General features: G+C 42.7%; 12 protein-coding genes. 9 read left to right on the forward strand and 3 right to left on the reverse strand.

Features of this window, described 5'->3' with window-relative positions:
- Window positions 1-27 precede the first annotated feature (27 nt).
- Window positions 28-2,463 carry a glycoside hydrolase family 127 protein gene (locus RE317_RS00725; RefSeq protein WP_008666516.1) on the reverse strand — a complete coding sequence of 812 codons (2,436 nt, stop codon included), beginning with the start codon at window positions 2,461-2,463 and terminating at the stop codon, window positions 28-30.
- A 378-nt stretch (window positions 2,464-2,841) separates the two neighbouring features.
- Here RE317_RS00725 and RE317_RS00730 point away from each other — a divergent pair, with 378 nt between their 5' ends.
- The 3 genes from RE317_RS00730 (at window position 2,842) to RE317_RS00740 (ending at window position 4,104) form a co-directional block, all read left to right on the forward strand.
- A complete protein-coding gene (locus RE317_RS00730) occupies window positions 2,842-3,453 on the forward strand; it encodes a master DNA invertase Mpi family serine-type recombinase (RefSeq protein WP_005844090.1) in 612 nt (203 codons plus the stop codon).
- A 206-nt stretch (window positions 3,454-3,659) separates the two neighbouring features.
- The gene (locus tag RE317_RS00735) at window positions 3,660-3,788 is read left to right on the forward strand and encodes a hypothetical protein (protein WP_259320333.1); all 129 of its coding nucleotides are present in this window, start codon (window positions 3,660-3,662) and stop codon (window positions 3,786-3,788) included.
- Window positions 3,789-3,966: 178 nt separating this feature from the next.
- On the forward strand, window positions 3,967-4,104 hold the full coding sequence (locus RE317_RS00740) for a hypothetical protein (protein ID WP_008666515.1): 138 nt from the start codon (window positions 3,967-3,969) through the stop codon (window positions 4,102-4,104).
- Window positions 4,105-4,308: 204 nt separating this feature from the next.
- On the opposite strand, the gene RE317_RS00745 is transcribed toward RE317_RS00740, so the two are convergent.
- Both RE317_RS00745 and RE317_RS00750 read right to left on the reverse strand, forming a co-directional pair.
- Complete coding sequence (locus RE317_RS00745; RefSeq protein ID WP_308280736.1) at window positions 4,309-4,872, reverse strand: PD-(D/E)XK nuclease domain-containing protein; 564 nt, start codon at window positions 4,870-4,872, stop codon at window positions 4,309-4,311.
- Window positions 4,865-5,164, reverse strand: a complete 300-nt coding sequence (locus tag RE317_RS00750) for an AAA family ATPase (protein ID WP_032933418.1) — start codon at window positions 5,162-5,164, stop codon at window positions 4,865-4,867. Before RE317_RS00750 ends, RE317_RS00745 begins: the two co-directional genes overlap by 8 nt.
- Window positions 5,165-5,355: 191 nt before the next feature.
- Between RE317_RS00750 and RE317_RS00755 the strand changes: the two genes are divergently transcribed.
- From RE317_RS00755 to RE317_RS00780, 6 genes are all read left to right on the forward strand, one after another.
- Window positions 5,356-8,385, forward strand: coding sequence for a TonB-dependent receptor (locus RE317_RS00755; protein ID WP_057280400.1), 3,030 nt, complete (start codon window positions 5,356-5,358; stop codon window positions 8,383-8,385).
- 20 nt (window positions 8,386-8,405) lie between these two features.
- Window positions 8,406-10,085 carry a RagB/SusD family nutrient uptake outer membrane protein gene (locus RE317_RS00760; RefSeq protein WP_117873348.1) on the forward strand — a complete coding sequence of 560 codons (1,680 nt, stop codon included), beginning with the start codon at window positions 8,406-8,408 and terminating at the stop codon, window positions 10,083-10,085.
- A gap of 31 nt (window positions 10,086-10,116) precedes the next feature.
- Window positions 10,117-11,127, forward strand: coding sequence for a DUF4859 domain-containing protein (locus tag RE317_RS00765; RefSeq protein ID WP_008666523.1), 1,011 nt, complete (start codon window positions 10,117-10,119; stop codon window positions 11,125-11,127).
- 79 nt (window positions 11,128-11,206) lie between these two features.
- Window positions 11,207-11,356 carry a hypothetical protein gene (locus tag RE317_RS00770; protein WP_154577111.1) on the forward strand — a complete coding sequence of 50 codons (150 nt, stop codon included), beginning with the start codon at window positions 11,207-11,209 and terminating at the stop codon, window positions 11,354-11,356.
- Between the two features lie 26 nt (window positions 11,357-11,382).
- On the forward strand, window positions 11,383-13,647 hold the full coding sequence (locus tag RE317_RS00775; protein ID WP_016271770.1) for a DUF6055 domain-containing protein: 2,265 nt from the start codon (window positions 11,383-11,385) through the stop codon (window positions 13,645-13,647).
- Window positions 13,648-13,845: 198 nt separating this feature from the next.
- Entirely contained in the window at window positions 13,846-16,569 is a 2,724-nt protein-coding gene (locus RE317_RS00780; RefSeq protein WP_117873350.1) for a glycoside hydrolase family 97 catalytic domain-containing protein, read from the forward strand.
- Window positions 16,570-16,580: the final 11 nt, after the last annotated feature.

Raw genomic sequence — 16,580 nt, forward strand, 5'->3', positions numbered from 1 at the left:
TTTTATTTATAAGGTTTATATGTTCATTCAGTTCACTTTCCATTCAATCACCCCTCCCGAAGCTCCTTTCTGCAATTGTGCTGCAATTTTAAGCCCCTTTGTTTTGACAGGTTTGAAATCCAAACTATTATAGCAATCTTTTTTTACAGTATATTCAGTCAACGCCTCTACCTCTTTCCAACTTTCGCCTTCTTTATAATATAGTTTCCAGCTTTCCGGCACACGGAAATCTCCGTCATAATGGTCAAAATCCAACCAATACACTTGTACGTTCGATACGGTATAAGGCTGGTCGAATTCATAAGCCAGTGTTTCGACAGTACCGTTCTTCAGCCACCAATAGTGGTAAGGTTTCGAGATATCCGATGAGCGTTTAGGTTCCCATTGGTCATTTACCCCCCATGCCCATGTTTCCACCGAAGCCGATTCGGGAGCATCTTTCTGTATAGGAGCCTGTATCATCAGAGTACGTGCTTTGCTGGCAATAGTAGCTTCCGGAGTGGGGCGGGCATACTCGGCCGCTTCGGGAATCCATACAGCCATCTGGTCGGCACCGCGGTTGTTCCATGTAGAATAAGGAATTGCTTTGAAGGGAACATCTTTTACCTTACCATTCCTGTCAATTTCTTTAGCTGTACCGCTCAGCACCATTACGCCATTCAACAAACCGGCATCGTAAGAAGCCTCCATCGGAGTACCGTCGGGGATGAATTTGTTGAATACAGTACTGTCGGCTTGGTCTTGTCCTTCCAGACAGAACATAATAGGACCCCGTTCTATAGCCAGTTTGCCACGGTCATCCTCTACTTGGTCATTTGCTTTCACACGACGTACCTCCATAGGAAGATTGATTTCAACCACATCACCCGCTTTCCAGTTGCGTACAAGGGTGGCATAACCATCATATTGCTTCGCATTGACTTTGGAACCGTTCACAGAAATGCTGTAAGCCTGAGCCTTGTCTGTAAATGAGTAGAGATCTGTGGGTACGGGAGCGTCTTGCGCCCATCCGGGGATACGCACACGCAAAGCAAACTCCTGTTCTTTTTCGGGAGTGACGGCAATACTTATCTTTCCGTCCCACGGATAGCCTGTAGTTTGTTCCACATTTATTTTATTACTTTCCGTTTCAATATCCGCCTTGCTTTGGATAAAGAGATTGACATACACATCATTGCCTTGAGTGGCATACATATAATAAGGTACTGAAGCCATGAAACGGGTTATGTTGCCCGGACAGCAGGCACATCCGAACCAGTGCTGGCGCTCATGCTGCCCCATGGATTCCAACGGATTGTCATAGAAGAACTTGTCACCGCTGAGTGATACGCCCGAAATGACTCCGTTATACAACGCGCGTTCCAGCACATCCGCATATTTGGCATCTCCCGTAGCGAGAAACATACGATGATTCCAATACACATTGGCTATAGAGGCGCAGGTTTCGCAATAGGCTGTGTGATTATTCAGTTCATAGTTCGGACCGAATCCTTCACCTTGTGGGCGGGAACCGATTCCGCCTGTGATAAAGAGTTTTTTGCCGGCCATATTTTCCCAAATACGGGTTAAGGCATTGAAATAGGCGGTATCATGAGTCAAAGCGGCTACATCTGCCACTCCGGAGTAGAGATATCCGGCACGGACGGCATGACCTACTATCTCGTCTTGTTGCAGGATGGGCTTGTGATCCTGACTATATTCGCTCAGTTTATGTCCGTCTGTTCCTCTGCCGGTTTCTTCTACAAAATACTTAGCCGTCTGCAAATATTTCTCATCACCTGTCACCTTATATAGTTTGACAAGAGCCATCTCGGCGATAGGATGACCGCTGGGACGATGGATCTGCCCTTCGCCGGGTCCGAAGACCTGACATACCAGATCGGCATTTTTGATAGCCACATCCAATAATGTACGTTTTCCGGTGGCGCGATAATGAGCAACGGCGGCTTCGTACAAATGGCCGCTGTTATAAAGTTCGTGGCTGTTGATTTTTTCCCAACGGTGCGTGCCCCACCAACCGGATAAACGGGTACATTGATTGGTTACACAAGTAGTAAGATAACCATCCGGTTCCTGTGCGGTAGCTATGATATGGATTACACTGTCCAGATAATGATCCAGTTTCCCGTCATATTTTACGGCCAGCGAGTAGGAAGCTCCTTCTATAATTTTATAGGGATCGGTATCGTCGAAAGAAAAGTCACCGCGATGCTCGCCTTTCATCAGACCACCCGCAATGGCAAAGTTATCGAATCGGCCGTTCTTTTCACATTCTTTGAAAGCGGATGGGATGGAAACGGTGCGGTTGGTTTCAATCCGCGGTGACCAGAAATTATCATCTAAATGAACTTGGGTGAAAGGAACTTCTTTGATAGGAGCATCAGGTTGTGTATAAGGTGTGCTACATGCGCATACACTTATTATAGCAATGCTGCTCCATACTATTTGCAATTTGTTTTTCATACTATATCTGTGTTTTTTATTTCAGTATCAACTATGTCAACAGATGCAAAGTAAGTGAATAAACCATTAAGTAGATAAAAGAAAAATCTATTATACTGCGAAAATCGTCTTAAAGATGATCAATCCATTTTTAATATAATGATATTGATTATCAGTGTTTTATACTATTGTTATAGACAATTTTTTCATTCTATTGGACAATCGTTTTATCTTGTAAAGACAAGGATTAAGCAGATTTGTCTGTTTTTTGAGCTTGAATAGTTGGAGATACTTAATTCTTCTTAGAAAACCTCAATAAGATCCGGTGAAACTTTCCTTCTCTGATAATATAAATTAGATTGGCGTTCCTTATTCAATAAAAAACTTAATGATGCAGCTATGATATATGCGTATATTCGGGTTTCAACTGATAAACAGACTGTAGAGAACCAGCGGTTCGAGATAAATCGTTTTGCCAAACAAAGGGATTTCCAAATTGATGTGTGGGTGGAAGAAACGGTTTCAGGAACACGGTCAGCCAAAGACAGAAAGCTTGGCGTACTATTGAAAAGAATAAAGAAAGGGGATACATTGATTGTGTCGGAGATCTCTCGTTTGGGAAGAAGATTGATGGAAGTAATGAGTATACTGAATGCATGTATGTTGAAAAATGTCATCCTGCTCACGGTGAAAGAGAAATATGAGCTGGGAAATAATATACAATCTCAAATATTGGCATTCGCTTTTTCCCTTTCCGCACAAATAGAACGCGACTTGATTTCCCAACGTACCCGTGAGGGACTTGCACGCAGAATTGCCTCCGGACAAAAGTTGGGACGTCCCATGGGAGGACATAACTCGAAATATAAACTTACGGGAAAAGAAGAAAAAATTAAGGCTATGCTGGAGGCGGGAACCAGTAAGGCGGAGATGGCGAGGAAATTGAAAGTGAGCAGGAATACATTGGCAGCTTTCCTTAACAGAAACAGGACAGGGATTCCTTCCAACTGATAAAAGTGATATGTCTGTTATTCGTAATAAGAAGAAACAAAGCCTCTGATAGATTATTCTTACTTAAATTTCGGTTTTAGCATAAGGATATACATAAAGCACAAAAACGCTCTGTCACAGTAATATGCACATTACTAATCACTTCCGGTGTAAAAGTCTCTCAAATCCCCCTCAATTGGTATGTCGGTGGGGAAACAAATCCGTTTTTGGGAATGCTCGCATTCGGGAATTCCAGCGGACAGGAGGTAGAGTCGGCCCCTCACTGCCTCCCGGCTACTCGTGGGCATCATAGTTCATATCTGACAGGACAGGATACTGTTTGTTTCGGCTATTGAATCTTGTTGCGTATGTAATAAGAACCTGTTCCTATCGTATCTTCACTCCGTTCCGTTTGATATTCTACCTAAGTGAAGCAATTACTCCACCCTAGTGAAAATGGCTGTTCACTAAAGTGAAATCGCCTCTTCACCTAGGCGAAGCAACGAACGCAGCCAGACAAAATATGCCACAGCTATGCTCTCTTGCAAGGAAGCGACCACAGCTATGGCACAGGAATTAAAACAACCTGTATACGTCAAGCCGAATTTGACAGCGGAGAATGGCAAACCGTTTCAAGGGGACTTGGAATCTATTTACACAGTATATCGTTGATTTACAGTAATATACTGTGCATGATTTGGAATGGTAATGTGCTGATGCAGAAGAAACTGATACGAAAAATCATCGAAAAATGGCATCTTATCTTTGTAATTACAAATGCGACAAGAAGCAATAATTTTGTACTTTCGATGAAAACGTGGATAGAACGGACGAATGAATGCTTCCATTGTAAGGGCAGACACTGCCTCTTATCGATTACAATTCTTCGCAAACAACCATTTCCATGCCTCGGTATACAATAATGATTTTATGTAGCATGGTAGGACCTATCGCTTTCTGCACAGACTCGCTCGAAGCGTAGCGTTCAGCTTGTTCAATGGCTTGTCGCCTTAATTGTTCTATCCGTTCGCTACTGTCTTTTCCTTTGGCATATTTCAGTTCGATGATGTAGGAGTGACTTATGTCTTTGTAAATATCCAATAACGGATGCAAGAACAGGTCGACGTATCCTTCCTGACTGTCTTTCTCGGACACAGGACGATAGAAAGGATTTTGTGCGGTTATGGCAAGAGTAAAACCATGAACAAAATATTCACCTTTCTGCTTGGCCTGCTGCGAGGCATAACGGTGCAGGCATCCGGCAATGTATTCAAAGTAAGGTTTCCATTTGCCATCATAAGCCAGCCCTGAGACAAGCTTCCTCTTTTCATAACTGTCGAAAGTCAAGTCGTTTTCATGATAAGTATCCAGAATGTAGGCAAGGAGTTGTTCACATACCACCTGGTTAGGGATGGTGAGTTTGGTTTCTCCTTTATGCATTCCGCTGATGGTCAGCATTCCGAAGTAGAAAAGCAATCAGTTCTATCAACTCGTCTACCGAATGATTGAATGGGCATGTTGTGGAGTAATACTCCAGCATATCCCGTACATCTTTTTCTGTGAATCCTGTCATTTCATTGAATTGTGGATTCAGCGTGTAATTGGTGCCGATGTTGAATCCGCTGGTCAGGTCGTCCATGGATAGATAATAAGATAAGAATTGCGTTCGGGAGTGGGGTGTTGTCCATGGTAGTTTTATCCGTTTACGATAAAACAATACCGGGTGACTCATATTAACATCTTCACATGCCAAGCTTAAAATAAAACATGCAGTAATATATGTGTATAATTATTTTCTTCTTCTTCCTGTCAAAACAAAGGGGCTTAAAATTGCAGCACAATTGCAGAAAGGAGCTTCGGGAGGGGTGATTGAATGGAAAGTGAACTGAATGAACATATAAACCTTTTAAATAAAACTGTATGATGAAAACACATGACAATCGGGTCTTGTTCAGCAAAGCATTGCTAAAGGCCGCAACCTGTCTTTTCCTTACTGCGGGTGCAGGGATGAGCCCTGTATTTGCACTGCCGGGAACAGCAGAGTCTATGAAAATGGAAATTACACAGCAAACTGTAACAGTAAGCGGTGTGGTGAAAGACAAGAAAGGGGAACCTATCATTGGTGCCAATATCATGGAAAAAGGAACGACCAACGGTACCATTACCGATTTTGACGGTAAATATACGCTGAAGGTAAAAAGTGCCCAGTCCGTTTTGACAATATCTTATATTGGCTATAAGACCCAGGAAATTCCAGTCGGAAATGGTGGTAAGAAAGATATTACCCTGCAAGACGATTCCGAACTGATGGATGAAGTGGTTGTAATCGGTTATGGTACGCAGCGCAAGGGAGATGTAACCAGTGCGGTGGCTTCTGTGAAGGCCGAAGACTTTACAGCAGGTAAGATTGGAGATGCAGCCGAACTGATTAAAGGTAAAGTGGCAGGATTGACCATTGCGAAAGGCTCCGGTGATCCGAATGCGGAATCTACAATTCGTTTGCGTGGTGTGATTTCATTGCAGGGAGGCTCTACTCCATTGGTATTGGTGGACGGAATAGAAGGTGGTTTAGGAACGGTTTCCCCCGAAAACATAGCTTCTATTGATGTGTTGAAGGATGCTTCTGCGGCAGCTATTTATGGTACACGAGGTGCTAATGGCGTTATTTTGATTACTACAAAAAACGGCCAGCGCGAGTCGCGTACGGCTGCCAATTATTCCGGGTATATGTCTCTTTCCAAGTTTGGCAAGACGCTTGATTTCTATGGAGCAGAGGAAATCCGTCAGGGATTGACAAACTATGCTGATAAAGGGTATGATACGGATTGGTTGGATGCGGTATCCCGTACTGCATTTACTCATAACCATAATTTTAATATTTCCGGAGGATCAAAAAATACCACTTATTCTGCGGATTTTACGTATCGCAAAGAGGAAGGTGTGTTGCTTGAGACCTATAATGAAGAGATGAGAATGAGGTTTGATGTTTCTCACTGGATGTTAAATGATATGTTGAAAGTGAATTTCAATATGGTAAAGACATTCCATAAGAATGGTCCGATTGATGCGGCAGGTCTGGGTATTTACCGACAGGCTATTATGCGTAACCCTACTGAACCCATCTGGAATGAGGATGGAACTTTTTACGAGAATTTTGCCGTAAATTATTATTATAATCCGGTAGGTATCATCCGTGAACAGGATGGTAAATACAATAGTGAGAATACCCGGATGACGGGGAATATCACCTTTGAACCGATTAAAAACTGGCAGACCAACCTCATGTTAAGCCGTAGGGTTACTAGTGATCATAATCGTGGATATTATACTTCCGAATATTTTTCACAGAAGAGCGAGAATCACACAGGATATGCTTATCATTCTCAGAATGAATATATCACAGATAATCTGGAAGTTACTTCTAAATATAATCATACTTGGAATAAACATCGTTTTGATGCATTGGTGGGATATAATTACCAGTATAATGTAAATGAAGGTTTTGGAGCTAATAACTATGATTATCCAACAGATTTTTATCTTTGGAATAACTTGGGATTAGGTACAGCTTTGAAAGATGGAAAAGCCGGCATGAGCAGTTACAAGAATGACAATACCTTGATTGGTTTCTTCGGACGTGTGAGCTATGGTTACGATAATAAATATAATGTTCTGCTGAGTGTACGCCGTGAAGGCTCTTCCAAATTTGGTGAGAACAATAAATGGGCTACTTTCCCTTCTGTTTCTTTGGGATGGACTATCAGTAACGAAAAATTCATGGAAGGCCTTACGTGGCTGAATAACTTAAAGTTACGTGCCGGTTATGGTGTGACAGGTGTCATTGTAGGTGACTCTTATAATTCATTAACCCGGTATGAGTATGGTTCTCCTTATTTCTATGATAATGGCGTCTGGCATCAGGGGTTAAGCGTAAAATCCAATCCTAATCCTGATTTGAAATGGGAAACTTCCAAGGAATTTAATATTGGTCTGGACTGGGCTGTATTGGATGAACGCCTGAGTGGTTCTATTGATGTATATCAGAAGAAGACTTCGGATATGCTATATGATTTTACGGTACCGACTCCTCCCAATTTGTATAACAAGACTTTGGCTAATGCCGGCAAGATGCGTAACCAAGGTATTGAAATTGCTGTCAATGCCATTCCTGTACGGACAAAGGATTTTGAATGGAAAACCACAGTTACCGCCTCTCATAATGCGAACAAATTATTGAGTCTTTCAAATGACTTGTATGAGACTTCAAATCAGATAGATCATGCTTATTTGGGTGAACCTATCAATCTTTCTACCCAGCGGATGGAAGTGGGGAGATCTATGGGACAATTTTATGGCATGAAGTCCGTTGGTGTTTCAGAGAATGGCTTATGGCTGATTGAAAATGCAAAGACTGGTGAGATTGAAGAGTTTACAGACAATATGCTGTCTAATGATGACTACCGTCAATATTTAGGGAATGCTCTTCCTAAATTGTATTTGGGATGGAACAACTCGTTCAGATATAAAAATTTTGATTTATCTTTCCAGATGACAGGCCAGTTTGGTTTTAAGATTCTGAACGAGCCTCGTGCTTATTATGAGAACAACTCGATCGCTTATAATCGCTTGAAATCCGTGCAAAAGGCTCCTTATGGTGGACAATATACCTTATCAACAGCCCAAAAACAGACTTTTGTAAGCTATTATTTGGAAGATGGTGATTTTTTGAAAATGACTAACATTACGTTGGGCTATAACATTCCATTGAAAAGCAGTAAGTTTGTGAAAAATATCCGGGCTTATGTTTCTGCCGATAATTTATTCTGCATTACCGGATATGATGGATTGGATCCTGAAATGTCAAATGGTGATATTTGGTCTTTGGGTATTGACTGGCGCGATAAATATCCTTCTACCCGTTCATTCACTTTCGGTCTGAATGTATCTTTCTAACTTTTAAATGAAGAACTAACATGAAAACAATATTCAATAAAGCACTTTGGGCTTCAGCGATAGGAGCTTGTACCTTGTCTGTGGGCAGTTGTACAGATTTGAGCGAAACGATTTATGATACGATTGCTTCCGAGAAGTATGAGTTTACAGAAAAAGACCGGGCGGCCATGTTTGCTCCGGTATACAGCAGTCTTCGTGATGTGTATTGGGGATGGTATAGTTATGCCGATATGATGGACCAGTCGTCCGATTCATGGTGTATTCCTTATCGGATCAGTATCGGCTGGGGGGATTTGTACGTGTCTATGCACAAACATCAGTTCCATTCACAGATAGCCCATTTCAATGATACATGGAACCGTAACTATGCCGGTATCAATGCCTGTAACAAACTGTTGGCAGATGAAGTCATTGCTGCTGATATAACCACTTCTTCGCAATTAAGGGCTTATCGCGCTCTTTATTATTATATTTTATTCGATTTGTTCCGCAACATCCCATTGGATACGCAATATGAACATGAAGACGGATGGTTGCCCGAACAGGCAACTCCCCAACAGATGTGGGATTTCCTGATCAGTGAGTTGACGGATGTAAAGGGGAAATGTGGAACAAAAGTAGAAATGGGTAAGCTGAACGACTATGCCATCAATATGCTTCTGGCAAAAATGTATTTGAACCACAATGCATGGTTCAATGATTACTCTGATAATTCTTATTACGGAAAGGCTATTGATGAGGTAAATGAAGTGATTAACAGTGGCAAGTTCTCTTTGGCTCCGAATTATTCGGATAATTTTAGAGAAGATATTTCCGGTTCGCCTGAAATTATCTTTGGTATTCCGTTTGAATTCAATTATGCCGGAGGTAACTATATGGCAAATATGTGGATGCATGTAGCCGGACGTGCAACGTGGCAGTTTAACGGATGGGCTACCGGTGGGGCGGCTGTTCTTCCTCAATTTCTGGAAACATACGATGAAGAAGACAGCCGCTATGAAGACTGTTGGATATCAGGACAGCAATATGACTATGCCGGTGCTCCCATTTATGTGGACAGTGAACCTTTGGTATATACTCGGGAATTACATAGTATAGACAATCCCGGTTGCTATCCCTTTGAAAGTGAACGCTTGGTGAAATATGAAATACTTTCAGGCGACTATGGAACTTCTTATGATGATGTGCCTTTCTTCCGTTTGGCTGATGCTTATTTTATTAAAGCGGAGTGCTTGCTTCGTTTAGGTGGTTACAATGGAGAAAGCGAGCAAGTGGCGGCCGATTTGGTAACAGCTGTACGCCAACGTGCCTTCAAGTCCGATCCCGGTAAAGCAACGGTTACTGTAGCTCAATTGAAGGGTGGCAGCCGTTATAACTACGGACATCGGGAGAATCAGGGAATCATGGGAGAAGCCGATAACTGGATTATCACAGAAGAAGGGGGCGATGATATTGAACTGGGTGGTTTGTTGGACGAACTGGCCTGGGAGTTTGTGGCAGAGCATCACCGTCGTCAGGACTTGATCCGTTTCCGTATAAACGGAACCAATCAGAATGTATATAATGGCAAGTCATGGTTTTGCAAAGATGCGAAGACGGATAAGACAGACAGGCATTGTGATATTTTTCCGTTACCTAAGTCTGCATTGGATGGCAACATTAAGTTGAAGCAGAATCCGGGATATGGTGGTGCCGAATAATGAATTCATTAATTAAAAAAAGAAAAGTACGATGAAAAAGAATTTTATATATGCTTTAATTGCTTGTTTCACTCTGTCACTGGCTGCATGCAGTACGGATCCGGAGGATGCTACCAGCAAGCATGTGTACGGGGAGAATGAAAATCCCTATCTGAAGACGAATGCGGATGCTGTGGTTTCTACCAAAGCAGAGTTTCCCATCAGCCGTTTGGAAGCGAAGACGGTTAAACTGACTGATTATGCAGAAAAGTTTCATACGTATTTGGGGATGACGGTAGATGAGACGTTGGCTGCATTGTCTAATGGGAGTGTGGTGTTTTATCCTATCAATATATCGAAAAACTGTTGGAATAGAACAGCTCCTACCAAGGGTACCAACGGTTGGTACTATAATACGGCAGGCGGTGTTTGTGATGCAGCTTCTGGTATAGCTAGTATTGAGTTGGATGCAACAAAGAAGGAGCTGGTTCTTAATGTGCTCGAAACCGCTTCTGTAGGTACAGCTATCTCCATTAACGTTGGATTTGCTATAAACAATGGTGCAAATTTTGATGATTATGTACGTTTTGCTTTTGATGTGACCGTTACTGATCCGGGACGTATTGTTGTTGCCAATACTATTCCAGCAGGTGACTATTCTGCATTTTCTATTGAATTTGCAGATTATCAGGAGGTGATAGAAAGTTGTTTGGGGCTGACTTTATCTGAATTCATTACCGCTTGCAAAGAACCGGGAGGCCCGATTGCTCTGTATATGGTCGATAGTGAATCTGGTGAATGGAATACTACTAGTGATTATACTGCTGGTGGTAGTGGAATAGGTTATTGGCTGACTTCTAATTTAAAAGTAACGAATTGGAGTGATGATGGTTCGACTGGTAGTGTTTTGTTTGTTGAAACACAAGAGAATGGTGATATGGTTAATATAGGTCGAAATCCAGCTTCAACTTCCGGTTCTGTTTTTAATGTAAATTTTGTATATGCGCTTAAGGAGGATAATAGTAAATTCGTAGAGTTTATTGTTAAAGCAACGTTGGAATAATATTTTATCGAGGGAAATCAGTATCTATAATGGATATTGGTTTCTCTTTTTTATTTAGTAAATTCAGAAAAACAAATGTGTGAAAATATTATTATTAAGAAGTCTTTTAGTGACTTTATTAGGATATTTTAGCTTTATAAATGTTTTAGCTGAAACGAATGACCATCAAAAACTTTATATATGTGTTAGTGGTAATGGGGTAAATATTGACTTTACCGCAGGCATTTAAATGGGACTCCAATAAAAGCTATAATTATGAAGAAATTATTGTGCAAAGAATTACTATTTGCTTTATCCATTTTTTGCTGTTTCTTTATTGCCTTCAGCAGTTGCAGTGACAGCGAGGATGAAAGTATTATCCTCCAGCTCACCCTAGACAGCAGTCAGCAAAGCAAAACACTATTTTGGGATGAGACAGAAGCTTCCGTAAAGTTCTCCGCTACCGGTCCTTGGACAGCCACTGTAGAAGATGTAACCAGCCGTGCCACCGATTCCAGTTGCACTTGGATTAAACTGCCCCGATATGAAGGTGAGGCAGGCGAAATTTCATTGCCCATGTTGTTGCAGAAGAATGATAGCGAAAACTATCGGGAAGCAACTCTTGTCATAGTATGCGGAGAATCCGAAGTAACCGTCCATATCCGCCAGGAAGCTAATCCCAATGCTGTGTTAACCTTGAATTCGGCTGATATCAAAGATTTTGATAAATATTACAAACCTATTGAGTTTAGTAATATGAATATGCTTCGCAGTGATGCGCGCTGGTCATGGTGGCGCATGAAGCAAAGCGAGCATTTCTTCGTGTTTTGGGAACCGGGGTTCGGCAACGATCCGGGAGCAGAGTCAGTGCCGGAGGTATTGCGTGTAGACATTGATGATTTATTGGCAAAGGCCGAACAATTCTACCGGACAAATATCGAAACCTTGAAGTTTGCTGACACTGGGCAAAACAAGTCTTTTCTGGATAAATATAAGATGGAGATTTACTTGCTGTATCAGACTGAGTGGCTTGCTACAGGTTCCGGTTACGACAATACAATCGGTGCATTGTGGGTAAATCCCAGCACCTGCCAACCGGTAGGTTCTACCATTGCGCACGAAATAGGACATAGTTTCCAGTATCAGGTAAGTTGTGACAAGATGTTGAACGGAGAGGCGGACTTTTCGCAAGTAGGATTCAGATACGGTTATGGGTCGAGTGGTGAAGGTGGAAATGGCTTTTGGGAACAATGTGCGCAATGGCAGTCGTTCCAAGATTATCCGGCGGAGCTGTTCGGTTACCATGTAGATGTGTGGAAAGCCAATTACCATCGCCATTTCAATCATGAATGGATGCGTTATGCCAGTTATTGGTTGCAATATTACTGGGCGCAGAAACATGGAGTCGATGTGGTAGGGAATGTCTGGACACAGTCGCGCTATCCGGAAGATCCGCTCATGACTTATCAGCGTCTGTACTGTAACAATGACTTGCAAACACTTTATACGGAACTTTATGGCTACGCTACCCGTATGGTGACTTATGATATGGACGTGGTGCGGAATTATGTCACAGAGACCGCTTGCAATTATACAACGAAAATGTATGATGCAGCCGGAGGATATTATCAGGTAGGCTATGCCAGCTGTCCGGGCACTACTGGATTCAATATCATTCCATTGAACGTTCCCGAAGCCGGAACAACGGTCAAGGCGAATTTTGCCGGACTGGCTGTGGGATGTGCTTTGGCAGAAGAGGATCCGGGAACGACATTGGATGCCGACGGCAATGTGGCAGGTACGGCTACCGCTTACAACAATAATGGTGGCAATACGGCAGCCGGATGGCGATATGGATTTGTGGCTATTGTGAATGGAGCTCCACAATACGCATCTATGAATAAGGAAAATGCAGGAGTGGTTTCTTATACGATACCGATCGGAACAGAAAAATTATGCCTAGTGGTAATGGGCGCTCCCGTTCAGTATAAGTCACATCCATGGAATGATGATGAGACTGACGATGAGCAATGGCCTTACAAAGTAAAGTTTGAAGGAACGGACTTGCTTGGCAATTTCTCTATTGACGAGACGGCTATGCCTAAAGATATTACATTGACATTCGATGTGAAGTGCAATGCCGGTTCCGAGGATTATCCACAAGGAACGGTGGACCTGAAAACAAATAAAGATTTGGCACAGGCGTTTGTCATGAAGCCTGCCGTGTTGGAAAGTAAACTGGCCAGTGTAGGTACAGAACCTGCCGAGGACAAAGTGGTTATCGCACTCAGTCAGACTGACGGCACTTTTGCTTACACTTCTACTGCCAATAACGGATTTTGGTGTGAAGCCAATGGCAACGTAGGCAACTGGGGTGATACGGCACCGGTCTATGTAGAATTCAGTGGACTGACCATGACATACGGACACCGGAAAGGAGTAAGTGTTGCCGGCCAGAAATATATGTTGAAACCTACTCTGATATATACCAGAAATGGTGTACAGTATAAAGCGACTATTGTGTTGAATATGCAATTTTAATAGCTGTTTACATCGTACACCTCCAAGAGGATAAAAAAATAGTCTAAACGAATGGAAGAATAGTACAACCGCCTAACTGTCAAATTCATAAAATGAGATTTATTGGACGATTCTGCCATTACATTATATTATATCTTCCCTTTCTTGTAATTTTTTTATTTTACTTTGCAAGTGAACAACGTATATAACCGATAGATTATGAAAAACAACAAGAAACTCTGTCTTGCAATTTTATCTTTGCTTTTATTGATTAGAAATGCTTCATTTGCAGCCAAGGAAAAGAAATATGTACTCTCTTCACCCGATGGAACATTGAAAGTGGAAATCAGCGCCGGAAACGAACTGGCCTACCAAGTGATGCATGGAAATGATACAATTCTCTCACACTCTAATATAGGTTTGGTTCTGGAAAACGGAACTATAGTAGGTAAAACTCCCCGTATCACAGGGGAAAGAAGGAGAAAGATAAAGGATAACATAGAATCACCTTTTTACCGTTTCAAGGAGTTCGTTGCAACAGGCAACGAACTCGACTTGAAGCTGAAAGGCGGGTTCGGAATCATCTTCCGTGCATACAATGAGGGAGTCGCCTATCGATTCTATACCACACAATCTTCGGATATCATTATAAAGGAGGAACAGGCCGAGTTTAATTTTAAGGAAGATTATACGGCTTATCTTCCTTATACCACCAATGATAAAAAACCGATGGCGATGGCTTATCAGAATGTATATGACATCACTCCTCTGTCAAAAGCACAGCCTAAACTGGCTTTTCTTCCGGTTACCGTGGATTGCGGCAGCGTAAAACTGACCCTGTTGGAGTCCGACCTCGAAGCTTATCCGGGCATGTTTGTGCAGTCACAGCAGGGAAAGTATGGATTGAAAGGTGTCTTTGCTCCTTATCCGGCTAAAACAGACTTTTATCCTTGGCGGAAGCAGGAATATGTAACTGAAACTACCGATTTTATATCCCGTAGCCGTGGCTCCCGTTCCTATCCGTGGCGTGTGTTGGCCATTACTGAAAAAGATACGGATATGCCGGTCAACAACCTGGTCTATGCTCTGGCTTCTCCCAACCGTATCGGTGATACCTCATGGATAAAGACAGGCAAAGTGGCATGGGATTGGTGGAATGACTGGAATCTGAAAGGAGTGCCGTTTAAAGCCGGTATCAACATGGATACGTATAAATATTATATCGATTTCGCCAGCCGGAACGGATTGGAGTTTATTGTGTTGGATGAAGGATGGTATGATCCGAAGAGCGGGGATATGCTGACCGTTATTCCCGAACTTGATTTGACGGAGCTGATAGCATACGGCAAATCCAAAGGGGTGGAAATAGTGCTTTGGACGGTGTTTAATGTACTCGACAGCCAATTGGAAGCAGCTTGTAAGAAATATGCGGATATGGGAATCAAAGGTTTTAAGGTGGATTTCCTGGATCGTGATGATCAGACTGCCGTCGAAATGGTGTATCGCATCGCTGAGATGACGGCCCGGTATAAATTAACCCTTGATCTGCACGGCATTTACAAACCGACAGGTATCAACCGTACCTACCCCCATATTATCAATTTTGAAAGCGTGTTCGGCATGGAAGAGGTGAAATGGACGGATATCAAGAATAATATGCCTCTTTATGATGTTACTTTCCCTTATATTCGTATGATGGCGGGACCGGTGGATTATACGCCGGGAGCTATGCGCAATGCCACGAAGGCAGATTGGCGCGCCATGTATTACACGCCGGCCAGCATGGGAACCCGGTGTCATCAGCTGGCTGCCTATATTGTACACGATTCTCCTTTTACCATGTTGTGTGATGCGCCTACCAACTATCTGAATGAGCAGGAATGTGTGGATTTCATAGCTTCTCTGCCTGTGGAGGTGGATTCTACTTTTATTGCTTCGGGCGAGTTGGGAAAATATATTGTAACAGTGCGTAAGAAGGATGTGAACTGGTATATCGGCGGTATGACCAATTGGGATGAACGTGATGTGCAGCTCGATTTCTCTTTCCTTCCCGAAGGAATGTCTTATACGGCTGTTTTGTTTAAAGACGGTGTGAATGCCAACAAGCAGGCCGAGGACTATCGCAAGGAAACCATCCGGATTGATAAGGACAGCCGGTTGACTTTGCATCTGGCATCGGGAGGCGGATTCGCCATGAAGTTGGAGCTTTGCCCTGTTCACGGACAGGTTACCGGTATTCCTGAAGGGAAAAATATTCCTTCTTTCTATCAGAAATACATAGAGACAGAAGGTCTGTATGTCACCTCTTCCGGAAAGGTGAGCGATGAGGCCTTATTGAAAGCTTGTGATATCATCAGTTTGATGTTGGCAAAACGTCCGGATGTGAAGGCACACATGGTGAAGAAAGGCTGCCACGTCATGATAATCGGTAAAGATGAGGAAACTTGCGATTTGCCGGAGTTTGCCCATATCTGCAATTGTGAGGACAGCATTAAATATTGGAACTGGCGTGCCCGTGGTTTTGGCGGAGCACCGGAAGATGAATTTTCATCCAGTTGCGGAGAAGAGAATCTGCTGGCATTGCCGCAGGATAAATATGTAGGTGAGAATATCCTGATTCATGAGTTCGCTCACCTTATTCATACGGTAGGTATAGTGGGAGTGGAGCCAGACTTTAATGAGCGTTTGGAGGCACTTCGTCAGAATGCAATCCGGAAAGGGCTGTGGGAAAAAACGTATGCGGTGAGCAATAAAGAGGAATACTTTGCCGAGTGCGTACAGTCTTTCTTTAATTGTAACCGCTATGCCGAACCTGCAAACGGAGTTCATAACTGGGTGAACCGCCGCACGAAACTGAAGACGTATGATCCGGATATGTATCGGTTGTTGCAGGAATATTTTTATGAGATAGAAATTCCCATTCATAATGTGGTGCATGAATAAGCGTCGCAGGG

Source organism: Phocaeicola sp. GP0067 (assembly GCF_031119655.1).
Lineage (GTDB): Bacteria > Bacteroidota > Bacteroidia > Bacteroidales > Bacteroidaceae > Phocaeicola > Phocaeicola vulgatus.

Coding starts and splice junctions, on each gene's coding strand:
- RE317_RS00725 (WP_008666516.1), bottom strand. CDS start 2,463: ATGAAAAACAAATTGCAAATAGTATGGAGCAGCATTGCTATAATAAGT.
- RE317_RS00730 (WP_005844090.1), top strand. CDS start 2,842: ATGATATATGCGTATATTCGGGTTTCAACTGATAAACAGACTGTAGAG.
- RE317_RS00740 (WP_008666515.1), top strand. CDS start 3,967: ATGCTCTCTTGCAAGGAAGCGACCACAGCTATGGCACAGGAATTAAAA.
- RE317_RS00745 (WP_308280736.1), bottom strand. CDS start 4,872: ATGCATAAAGGAGAAACCAAACTCACCATCCCTAACCAGGTGGTATGT.
- RE317_RS00750 (WP_032933418.1), bottom strand. CDS start 5,164: ATGAGTCACCCGGTATTGTTTTATCGTAAACGGATAAAACTACCATGG.
- RE317_RS00755 (WP_057280400.1), top strand. CDS start 5,356: ATGAAAACACATGACAATCGGGTCTTGTTCAGCAAAGCATTGCTAAAG.
- RE317_RS00760 (WP_117873348.1), top strand. CDS start 8,406: ATGAAAACAATATTCAATAAAGCACTTTGGGCTTCAGCGATAGGAGCT.
- RE317_RS00765 (WP_008666523.1), top strand. CDS start 10,117: ATGAAAAAGAATTTTATATATGCTTTAATTGCTTGTTTCACTCTGTCA.
- RE317_RS00775 (WP_016271770.1), top strand. CDS start 11,383: ATGAAGAAATTATTGTGCAAAGAATTACTATTTGCTTTATCCATTTTT.
- RE317_RS00780 (WP_117873350.1), top strand. CDS start 13,846: ATGAAAAACAACAAGAAACTCTGTCTTGCAATTTTATCTTTGCTTTTA.